This is a genomic window from Bacteroides sp. 1_1_14 (assembly GCF_000162515.1).
Taxonomy (GTDB): Bacteria; Bacteroidota; Bacteroidia; order Bacteroidales; family Bacteroidaceae; genus Bacteroides; species Bacteroides thetaiotaomicron.
Genome location: NZ_GG774709.1, coordinates 289,250 through 300,768 on the forward strand (window position 1 = coordinate 289,250; position 11,519 = coordinate 300,768).

At 46.5% G+C, this 11,519-nt stretch carries 7 protein-coding genes; 3 read left to right on the forward strand and 4 right to left on the reverse strand.

Annotated features, from left to right (window positions below; all coding sequences use genetic code 11):
- Both HMPREF9007_RS05640 and HMPREF9007_RS05635 read left to right on the forward strand, forming a co-directional pair.
- A partial coding sequence (locus HMPREF9007_RS05640; protein WP_032850625.1) for a sulfatase-like hydrolase/transferase occupies positions 1 to 802 on the forward strand: 802 nt, incomplete at its 5' end.
- 138 nt (positions 803 to 940) lie between these two features.
- Positions 941 to 3,802, forward strand: coding sequence for a chondroitinase family polysaccharide lyase (locus HMPREF9007_RS05635; RefSeq protein WP_008762953.1), 2,862 nt, complete (start codon positions 941 to 943; stop codon positions 3,800 to 3,802).
- A 123-nt stretch (positions 3,803 to 3,925) separates the two neighbouring features.
- Here the strand turns inward: HMPREF9007_RS05635 and cysS are convergent, their stop codons facing one another.
- From cysS to HMPREF9007_RS05620, 3 genes are all read right to left on the reverse strand, one after another.
- On the reverse strand, positions 3,926 to 5,407 hold the full coding sequence (gene cysS / locus HMPREF9007_RS05630; protein WP_008762954.1) for a cysteine--tRNA ligase: 1,482 nt from the start codon (positions 5,405 to 5,407) through the stop codon (positions 3,926 to 3,928).
- Between the two features lie 103 nt (positions 5,408 to 5,510).
- Positions 5,511 to 6,323, reverse strand: a complete 813-nt coding sequence (locus HMPREF9007_RS05625; RefSeq protein WP_008762955.1) for a Cof-type HAD-IIB family hydrolase — start codon at positions 6,321 to 6,323, stop codon at positions 5,511 to 5,513.
- Between the two features lie 115 nt (positions 6,324 to 6,438).
- Complete coding sequence (locus HMPREF9007_RS05620; RefSeq protein ID WP_008762956.1) at positions 6,439 to 9,522, reverse strand: DEAD/DEAH box helicase; 3,084 nt, start codon at positions 9,520 to 9,522, stop codon at positions 6,439 to 6,441.
- Positions 9,523 to 9,577: 55 nt separating this feature from the next.
- On the opposite strand from HMPREF9007_RS05620, the gene mnmA reads away from it, so the two are divergent.
- Complete coding sequence (gene mnmA, locus HMPREF9007_RS05615) at positions 9,578 to 10,687, forward strand: tRNA 2-thiouridine(34) synthase MnmA (RefSeq protein WP_008762957.1); 1,110 nt, start codon at positions 9,578 to 9,580, stop codon at positions 10,685 to 10,687.
- A gap of 541 nt (positions 10,688 to 11,228) precedes the next feature.
- Here mnmA and HMPREF9007_RS05610 read toward each other — a convergent pair.
- Positions 11,229 to 11,519, reverse strand: a 291-nt coding sequence (locus HMPREF9007_RS05610; RefSeq protein WP_032850626.1) for a GH3 auxin-responsive promoter family protein, incomplete at its 5' end; no start/stop codon positions are given.

Here is an 11,519-nt window from a genome sequence, read left to right on the forward strand (position 1 = left end):
CCCATACCGTTCGCTGAACGATTGTGAAGAACAGGACTTCAATCTTTATAAAGATCAACCGCTGGACAGTCTGCTGATTCGCCCAAACGTAGATCTGAATATGAAAAAAGCGGAATCCGTCCGTTACTACTTTGCTTCTGTGACCGGAGTAGACCGTGCTTTCGGACAGATTTTGGAAGCACTGAAACAATTGGGATTGGATAAAAATACAGTAGTCATCTTTGCTTCCGACCATGGCGAAACAATGTGCAGCCAGCGAACGGACGACCCTAAGAACTCTCCCTATTCCGAATCTATGAATATTCCGTTCCTGGTTCGTTTCCCCGGTAAGATTCAGCCCCGGGTAGATGATTTGTTGCTTTCTGCTCCCGACATTATGCCTACCGTACTCGGCTTGTGCGGTCTGGGGGATTCGATTCCTTCCGAGGTGCAGGGACGCAACTTCGCACCTCTTTTCTTCGATGAAAAGGCGGAAATTGTTCGTCCGGCAGGTGCGTTGTATATTCAGAATCTGGATGGAGAGAAAGATAAGGATGGATTGGTGCAATCTTATTTCCCCTCTTCGCGCGGCATTAAGACGGCTCGCTATACATTGGCTCTGTATATCGACCGGGAGACGAAACAGCTAAAGAAAAGTCTGCTGTTTGATGACGTAAACGACCCTTATCAGCTGAATAATCTGCCTTTGGATGAAAATAAGGAAGTTGTGGAGCAACTTTATCGTGAAATGGGAACAATGCTGAAAGAAATCGACGATCCGTGGTATACGGAAAAGATTCTTTCGGACCGTATACCTTACTGATACCGTATACTAATACGGTTTGTATGACACCCGGGTCTCATACATACCGACACCCGGATCTCATACATGCTGACACCCGGGTGTCGTGCATCCTGACACCCGGGTGTGGTAAGAACTGCCTTTAAACAATTAATGATCATGAAAGCTGTTTGTTTTATATTTCTGTTCTTGTTTTGTTCTTTGTCCTCTTATGCGCAGGTCATAGGGTTTGAAGAAAAGGTTCCCGAGACGTTCAAAGTTTCGGGGAAAGGTGAAGTGAAACTTTCTTCTCTTTTCTATAAAGAGGGAGAAAGCAGTCTGGAATGGGATTTCCAACCTGCCTCGACACTGGACGTTCAGATAGAACCTTTATCGCTGAATGCCAAAAAGGAACAGCAATTTGGTATTACCCTGTGGATATATAACGAGAAACCCCAACAGGACTCTATCCGTTTTGAGTTTCTAAATAAGGCGGGTGAAGTCTCTTATTGGTTCACGTATCATCTGCAAGCGGCAGGCTGGCGGGCTTGCTGGATATCTTTCGCCTACATGAACGGTGATAAGAAAGATAAAAATATAGTTTCTTATCGTCTGGTTGCTCCCGACCGTAAAGGGCGCATCTTTCTGGATCGCCTGACCTTTCTGGAAAAGAAGATGAACCTGCGCACGACACCGGACCAACAACTGCCAGCTAACAACGGCCTTTCCAATCGTGACCTTTGGCATTGGTGTCTTGTATGGAAGTGGGAACAGCAGTCTTATGATGTCCCCTTGCTTTCTAAATTGACAGCCCGACAAAAGAAAGACTTGAAAACAATCGAACAACGCCTGACTGAATTTCTCGATGTGAAGAAAGCTCCCCAAGGACAGATCGACGCTGCCTATAAAACTTTTGAAAGAGCTGCCATTGCTCCCTCCGCAGCCGGGACCGGCTTTACCGGAACTCCTGTTGTAGCACCGGACGAGCAAGACAAGAAGAAAGGGGAGATGTCATGGAATGATGTCGAAACGATGCTTGCCGGTTTTGCATACGATGCCTTCTACAATCAGAATGAGACATCGAAGAAGAACTATTTTACCGTATTCGACTATGCAATGGATCAGGGATTCGCTTTTGGCAGCGGCATGGGGACGAACCATCATTACGGCTATCAGGTGCGTAAAATATATACTACCGCCTGGCTCATGCGGGACGCGATTTATAAACATCCTCACCGGGATGCCTATCTGTCCACTTTACGTTTCTGGGCTGCTTTACAGGAGACCCGTCAACCGTGTCCGCCGGAGCGGGATGAATTACTGGATTCATGGCATACGCTCTTGATGGCAAAGTTTATCTCCGCCATGATGTTCCCCGATGCAAGAGAACAGGAACAGGCTTTGAATGGTTTGTCGCGCTGGTTGTCTTCATCGCTGAATTATACTCCGGGCACTCTCGGCGGTATCAAAGTAGATGGAACGACCTTTCATCACGGAGGTTTCTATCCCGGCTATACAACCGGAGTACTGGCTACCATCGGCCAATTTATCGCTCTCACCAACGGGACCGGATTTGAACTGACGGAAGAGGCACGTCAACATATCAAGTCTGCCTTTCTCGCCATGCGCAATTATTGTAACCTTTACGAATGGGGGACAGGCATTAGCGGTCGCCATCCTTTTGGCGGAAAGATGGGAAGCGATGATATAGAAGCATTTGCCAATATTGCATTGTCAGGAGACTTGTCCGGTCAGGGAAATACATTCGATCATGGACTGGCCGCCGATTATTTGCGTCTGATACGTGATCGGAATACAAGGAATGCACATTTCTTCAGAAAAGAAGGTATTCAGCCTGCACAGGCTCCCCACGGTTTTTTTGTTTATAACTATGGATCGGCAGGTATTTTCCGCCGTGCAGACTGGATGGTGACACTGAAAGGATATACCACAGATGTATGGGGTGCTGAAATCTATGCGAAAGATAATCGTTACGGACGTTATCAAAGCTACGGCTCGGTACAGATTATGGGAAAAGGAAATCCCGTCTCCCGTGCTGGAAGTGGTTTTGTACAGGAAGGATGGGACTGGAACCGTCTGCCCGGTACGACCACCATTCATCTTCCTTTTGAACTCTTGGACAGTCCCCTGAAAGGTACGACGATGGCACGGTCTACGGAAAACTTTTCCGGAAGCAGCTCTTTAGGCGGCATGAACGGAATGTTTGCAATGAAACTGACGGAACGTGATTATGAGAACTTTACTCCCGACTTTGTAGCCCGTAAATCCGTCTTCTGTTTTGATAACCGGATGATCTGCCTCGGAACAGGCATCACGAACAGCAATGCTGACTATCCTACGGAGACCACTCTCTTCCAGACGAAATTTAACGGCAAAGAGCAGAAGACAGGTAAGGATAACTATTGGTTGCACGACGGCTATGATAATTATTATCATGTAGTTGACGGAACCCTTCGTTCACAGATAGCCGAACAGGAGTCGCGTCATGAGAAAACCCGCGAAAAGACTACAGGAACGTTTTCTTCTGCCTGGATTGAACATGGCAACGCCCCGAAGAATGCTACTTATGAATATATGGTACTGATTCAGCCTTCAGCTTCGGATTTGGATGAACTGAAGAAAACGCCTGCATACGAAGTATGGCAACGTGATCAGACTGCGCATATTGTCTATGACAGGAAAACGGGTATAACCGGATATGCTGTTTTTGAAGATTACCGGTCTGCTGACGATAAGCTGGTGGTTGCTTCCATTCCTGCGGAAACGATGGTCATGTATGCGGCAGAGGGAAAAAAGGCGATTCGTCTCAGCGTCTGTGACCCAAACTTGAATATTGCGGAAAAGACGTATACGACAAAAGAACCGAGCCGCCCTATTCGTAAAATAATAGAGCTGAAAGGACGCTGGAGTTTCTTGGAGACACCGGCGAATGTAAAGCTTGAATATAAAGGTGCCCATACGATACTGGATGTAACTTGTCAGCATGGACAACCGGTGGAAATGATTCTTGAAAATAAATGAAGAGAGAATTTAAATAGGTATTGATGTTTGTGTTTCTATGAAAGAAAGAGGGTCGGTTCAGCGAAGAATCGACCCTCAGTTTTATATGCGGTTAATGAGACAGTTTGCTAGGGAGAACTTGAATTACTTGTTTAATCTCCATTCGAAACCATCTTTTGTATCTTTCACTTCAAATCCGAGTGCAGTCAATGTATTACGGATTTCGTCGGAAGTAGCCCAGTCTTTGTTGGCTTTTGCTTTCATGCGTTGTTCAAGAAGCATATCAACGACTTTGCCATAAGCGGCTTCGCGACCGTCGGAAGAACCTTTCTCTTCTTTCAGCCCCATGATGTCGAAGCAGAACAGGTGGAAAGTTTCTTTCAGGTCTTTCAGATCTTCTGCGGAGATCGTTGCATTTCCTGCGTTGATATTATTGATGATGCGGGCACCTTCGAAAAGCTGTGCGATGACAATAGGAGTATTCAAGTCGTCATTCATAGCTTCGTAGCATTTAGCACGCAGCTCTTTCACGTTGATACCTTCCGAAGTTGTTGCGGCCGGAGTGATCTTGTCGAGTCCTTCGATTGCTTCTATCAAACGTTGCAGCCCTTTTTCCGAAGCTTGCAATGCTTCGTTACTGAAGTCTACAGTGCTGCGATAGTGAGCTTGCAGGATGAAGAAACGGATGGTCATCGGAGTGTAGGCTTGTGCCAGCAACTTGTGAGTACCGTTGAAGAATTCATCCAGCGTGATGAAGTTGCCGAGTGATTTACCCATCTTCGTACCGTTGATGGTAATCATGTTGTTGTGCATCCAGTAGTGAACCATGTCATCGCCTTGCGAAGCTACCGACTGTGCGATCTCACATTCATGATGCGGGAAGATCAGGTCCATTCCTCCTCCGTGAATATCGAAGTGCTCGCCCAGATACTTGCGTCCCATGGCGGTACATTCGGCATGCCATCCGGGGAAACCGTCGCTCCATGGCGAAGGCCAGCGCATAATGTGTTCCGGCTGCGCTTTTTTCCAGAGGGCGAAGTCGGCGGGATTACGTTTTTCGCTTTGTCCGTCGAGGTCGCGGGTGGTATTCAGTACGTCGTCCAGGTTGCGGCCGGAGAGTTTGCCGTAATGATAGTCCTTATTATATTTGGCTACGTCAAAGTAGACGGAACCTTCGCTTTCGTAAGCGTATCCGGCGTCCAGAATCTTCTGTACGAGCTGGATTTGTTCGATAATGTGACCCGAAGCGTGCGGCTCGATGCTGGGAGAAAGTACATTCAGTGCTTCCATTGCCTTATGATAGCGGTTCAGGTAATACTGAACGACTTCCATAGGCTCCAATTCTTCGAGACGGGCTTTCTTGGCTATTTTGTCTTCTCCTTCGTCAGCATCATGCTCCAGATGACCGACATCGGTAATATTGCGTACATAGCGTACTTTATATCCTAAATGAGTCAGATAACGGAAGAGTACGTCAAATGTGATGGCGGGACGGGCATGTCCCAAGTGAGCATCACCGTATACTGTCGGTCCGCATACATACATGCCTACATGCGGTGCGTGAAGCGGTACGAACAATTCTTTCTTTCTATCTAACGTGTTGTAAATGGTAAGTTGATGTTCCATAACATTTTATATTTGTTCTATTGGAAGTGCAAAGTTAGAATAAATAATTGATTTCAACTTAACTTGCAAGGGATTTTGTCTGATCTGCTGAAGGAAGAATGCCTTATGGGACGTTGAAGATTCTCTCTATCGCTTCCGCAACCCCATCTTCGTCATTAGTCAGTGTAATGTAGTCGGCAGCCTTCTTCACAGGCTCCTGCGCGTTGCCCATCGCTATGCCCATACCAGCGAATTTGATCATCGACAGGTCATTGTAGCCATCGCCTATAGCTATCACTTCCTCGCGTGTCATTCCTATATTTTCCAACAGTACGCTAAGGGATAAAGCCTTGTCGATACCTTGCGGAACCAACTCCAGGAAATAAGGTTCCGAACGGAAGACATTGATCTTTCCTTGCAGGCGGATGCAAAGCTCGGATTCTACAGGAATCAGCTTGCCGGCATCCCCGACGATGAGGCACTTGGCTACCGGCAGGGTGATGTCAGTCAGGAAGTCGTTTGTTTCCCGTATCGCCATTTTATTGAGGAAGGCTTCTTTTTGTACGTACGGATCTTGTGAGTTTTCGGTCACTATTTCTGCTCCGTCGTAAGTCAGTATGCTTAGATGATTGGTGCGGGCACATTCGTAGAGTACCGGAACGACTTCATTGGGCAGTACATTCTCGTACATCATTTCTTTGGTTTCCCAGTTGATGATCTCTCCACCGTTATAGGACAGGATAAATCCGCCGAACTCATTCATGCGTAACTCGTTGGCGAGCGGTACGATGCCGTAAGTCGGTCGCCCTGATGCAAGTACCAGACGGATACCTTGTTCTTGTATGCGTATCAGCGTTTCCCGGTTGCGGGAAGAGATTTCCTTTTTAGAATTGGTGAGTGTGCCGTCGAGGTCGAGCACTATGAGTTTGTATTTCATGTCGCATTGTTTTGGTTTGCAAAGATAGGAGAAAATGGATGACTACAAAGTGCGTGGTAATTAAAATATGCTTAGATTATGCACTTTTATGGTGCAATAGTGAGATGTTTGATTGTTATTTCAGCAAATCCGCCCACTGCTCATTGCTCAGTGCAGGCAGTGCCTCACTATCCGTAATAAATGTTTCTGCCAGCCTCCTCTTGTCCTCCTGTAGTTGGAGAATCTTTTCTTCGATACTGTTCTGAGTAATAAAACGATAGGCGATAACCTGTTTATCCTGACCGATACGATGTGCACGGGCGATGGCTTGTGACTCGGCAGCAGGATTCCACCAGGGATCAATGATAAATACATAATCGGCTTGTGTAAGGTTAAGACCGACTCCTCCTGCTTTCAAAGAAATAAGGAATGCCTGCACATCCTTTTGCTCGGTGAAATGGGCGATTTCGGAAGGTCGGTTGTTGGTGGAACCGGTCAGCAGAGCATACTTCCAGCCCCGTTGGCGGAATACCTCGGCAAGTATCTCCAGATGCCGGACAAAGGAAGAAAAAATAAGTACCTTATGTCCTTCACTTCTTAGTGTGTCAAAGGTATCGATGATTTGTTCCGTTTTTCCCGATATCCCGTCGAAGTCGGGAAAGATAAGCTGCGGATGGCAAGCCAGTTGACGGAGACGCAGGATACCGTTCAGGATGCTGAACATATGGTATCTGTCTCTGTTTTCGGGTTGCTGGAGTAATATGTTGCGGAGGCTGTTTTTCTCCTGTTCGTAGCTCTCACTCTGCTTTTCGGACATGGCGCAATAGATCGTTTCTTCGGTAAGCGGGGGAAGTTCCGGCGCTACCTCGCTTTTGCTTCTGCGAAGGATAAACGGAGCGATGATCTGTTGCAGCCTTTTCTCCATACGGACGTTTCCTTGCCGGATCGGAATGATAAATTGCTTATGAAAAGCGCTTTCTTCTCCTAATAGGTCCGGTTGCAGGAAACGGAACTGTGCCCACAAATCTTTGAGAGAGTTCTCGATAGGCGTACCGGTAAGTGCAATCCGGTGCTTGCCCTGCAACTGGATGACCGAACGGAAAGTAAGGGAATCATTGTTCTTGATATTCTGACTCTCATCAAGTACGATGTATTCGAATGTGTAGGAGTGGAGAATATCAATGTTATTCCTCATCATCCCATAAGTCGTGAATATCAGATGGAAATGATTGAAGAACTTTTCCGGATGTCCTTTGGGAAACGTGGTGTTGCTGTTATATTCCGCTATCGCAAGAGTCGTGAAGCGTTTAGCCTCTCTTCGCCAGTTGTGGAGCAGGGAAGTGGGGACAACGATCAAAGTGGCAGGTTTACAGGAGTTCTTTCCGTGTTCCTGTCTGTGACCATCTTCTTTCGGTCTGTTTTTCTTTCTGATTTCCCGTGCATCCGGCAGTAGTTCATCTTCGGAGGAGAACGAAAATAAAGAGAACTGTCCTTCGGCATCTGCTATCTGCTCTTTGGCGGGAGGATTACCGGCAGTACATTCTTTGTCCGGCTGATTGTCGGAAGCTGTGCTTTCTGTAAATACGGGCTTTGTAGGAGCAGTGACCGCATCGGGAGAAAACGGTTTGTATATATATTGCAGCAGCGTCAGCGTCTGAAGTGTCTTTCCAAGTCCCATATCATCTGCCAGGCAGCCGCCGAATCCTTGCTTGTTCAGCTGCACCATCCATGAGAATCCCTTCTGCTGATAGGGTCGTAGTTCCGCTTTCAGTCCTTGGGGAACAGGAACATTACGTATCTCTCTCTTGAAAGGCAGGTCTTTAGGTCCGTTCTCTTCTAAAGCCGATTGTACGGCACCGACAAAGGTCGGTTTCAGACGAATCCCCGTCTCCGTCTGGGTGCCCAGTTCCAACAGGTTTCCATATTTGCTGAACCATTCTTCCGGTAAAAGAATCATGCGTCCGTCCGGTAACAGAAATTCTCTTTTCTCTTCAAGGATGTGCTTGCGGAAGCGTGAGAAAGGGATACGCAGATTGCCGATGACTACCGTGATATGTAGCTCAAACCAGTCGGGCTCATCATCACAACTCTGTTCGATGCGGATTTCGTCCAGACAGTAAGGAGTATTCCCCATGTTTCCTGTCAGCAGAAAAGACTGTTGGAGCATCTTCCGATATGTACTGATCCATTCGGTAATTGTCTTTTCGGGTGCATCGGGCGACAGCTTGAAATGAACGTCGCTGACTCGTTGCAAGCCGGAATCTGTTAACATCCGGAGCTTCTCTTCTTCGGCATCGCTATCCCGACGGAAAAAGAATATCTCGCCGAAATCGTTCCGGTAAATGATCTTCTTCATTTCGGTCACGGTGTCGGGAGTAAATGACTGGTCACCATAACGGAAGCTAAGCCGCAACATCTGTTCGTCGTAAATGGTATCTTCAAGAGACAGGACAGCTTCGCAGGCATACGTCTCTTCAATGATATTCAGTCCCTGAGTCGTGATTTCATGATAGCGTGCTATCGGAATGACGATGTTATCGATATATTTCTCGATTTGGGAAGCAGGGACGCTGATTTTCTTTTTCTTGGTAAAGGGCAGAATGCGTACGCTCTCAATATGCGGAAAGAAGTACAGCTCCATTCCCAGTAAAAGGGCAGACGGTGAGGAGGTCAGCACGATAACAGGCTTCTGCTCACTTAATGAGAGCGGCTGCCCGTCATAATAGCATTGCAGCTGGTAGCGGAAATTGGTCTCGTCGGCAAGAAACGTAAAACGGATCTCTACGTCATGAGGGTGCACATGATAGGCATGATGCGCATATAGCAGTTTGCTTCCGACCTGTTTCTGATACAGAGGCAGATTATGATGGCGTATCAATGCCAGCATCTCCTGCAACTTTTTCTCGATGAATGGGCGGATATTGTTCTTTACCCGTTCCGGATCTTCGGATAATTTACGCAGAAAACGGGATACTGTTTTCTCGCGCGAATAGATCCCCATCAGATATTTCTCTGTATAATGTGAGGCGATGTCGATAGCTTGTTGCTCGGCCTCGTTCATTCGGCTGATTGCTTCGGGTGAAGCGTGAAAAGCCTGTTCAATGAGTTGGTATGTACCGTCGTCAGATTTCTCTGCCATATAAGGAATCAGCAGTGTGCCGAACGTCAGATGTTCGGTTAAAACGATGATAACTTGTCCGGTATTTGCTTTCTCTTCCATTCTCTTTAGGCTTTAACAAACAAAGATACGGGAAAATCCTTAATTTTGCAGCATGATGGAAGAAAACAAACGAGTATTGTTAGGAATGAGTGGCGGTACGGACAGTTCCGTAGCTGCCATGCGATTGCTGGAAGCCGGATATGAGGTGACCGGAGTTACTTTCCGTTTCTATGAGTTGAACGACTCGACCGAATATCTGGAAGATGCCCGCCATTTGGCAGAGCGTTTGGGAATCCGCCATATCACGTATGATGCCCGTGAGATATTCCGCAAACAGATCATCGAATATTTTGTGCGTGAATATATGGTGGGACATACTCCTGTGCCCTGCACATTATGCAATAACTATCTGAAATGGCCTCTTCTATCCAAAATTGCCGATGAAATGGGGATTTTTTATATTGCTACGGGGCATTATGTACGGAAAGTAAAGGTGGATGATACCTGTTATATAACTTACGCTGCCGATTCGGACAAGGATCAGACCTTTTTCTTATGGGGACTCAAACAGGATATTCTTCGGAGAATGTTGCTTCCGATGGGAGATATTACCAAAGTGGAAGCACGTGTCTTTGCTGCTGAACGGGGATTTCAGAAAGTGGCGGTGAAAAGGGACAGTCTGGGCGTTTGCTTTTGCCCGATGGATTATCGAAGCTTTCTGAAAAAGTGGTTGGTCAGCAATTGTCAGCCACAGGTCAGCGTAGGTCAGCCCCAGGTCAGTGCAGGTCAGACTTGGTCAGCGGAGGTCAGACGTGGACGATTTGTCGATGAAAAGGGAGATTTTATAGCCTGGCACGAGGGTTATCCTTTTTATACCGTCGGACAACGGCGTGGCTTGGGCATTCATTTGAATCGTGCCGTCTTTGTGAAGGAAATTCGCCCGGAAAAGAATGAAGTAGTACTCGCTTCCCTACAGGCTTTGGAGAAAACGGAGATGTTACTTAAAGATTGGAATATTGTTAATCGGGAACGTTTGTTAGGGCATGCGGATATCATTGTGAAGATTCGCTATCGGAAACAGGAAAATCATTGTACTGTGACAGTTACACCGGATAATTTCCTGCATGTACAACTTCACGAACCGTTGACGGCAATCGCTTCCGGACAGGCTGCTGCCTTCTATAAAGATGGTTTGTTGCTGGGCGGTGGAATCATTGTGGAATAATCATCACTTCCCTCCATTAAGTTTGAAAAAGTAAAAAACATCTGCCATCTGCAACAAAATCGGATTATCTTGTTTGTTTTCAGTTACTTACAGCGTTGCAGATACCTGTTGCAGATGGGTTGCAGATACTTTATCTGCAACACCTAAAGTAGGCCGATAATCTTTATGTTTGCAACTGTAATGAGTATCTGCTGAGGAAATCACAGTTTCTAGGCTGGGAACTGGCGTTCCCAAGGCGGGACACTGGCGTTTCCGAGGCGAGATACTAGAGTTTCCAAGGCGGGATACTGGAATTTCTGACCGTGGATACTGGAGTTTCCTGTATAGGGAACGATTGGAAACTACTGACGATCTAAGGCGAATGTAACTGGAATTATAGTCAAAGCAAGTCGTTTCATGATTTGTTGCATACCGGAAAGATATTTGAAGCAACTTGTATTCTGCCAGCAAGCTGGTAATACAAAAAAAAGTCCCACAGTGCATATTATGTACACCGTAGGACACTTCCTGTCATATAATGATTTAATTTGTTCGGATAACTTTATTCATTGTTCAGCACCAGCATTGACTCTATATACTCGCGTGTATTGCTTAATCTGGGCACTTTGTGTTGTCCGCCTAATTTCCCCTTCCTTGCCAGCCAGTCATGGAACAATCCCGGACGCGCAACGATGACTTCCAGTGGTTGCAGAGCAATATCTTTCCAACGCTTCGCCTCATAGTCCGAATTTACTTCTTTCAATGTAGCATCAAGTATTGCGGCAAATTTCTCTACGGAATCCGGCATCTTGGCAAATTCTATCAGCCATTGATGGCGGCATTTGGCATGTTC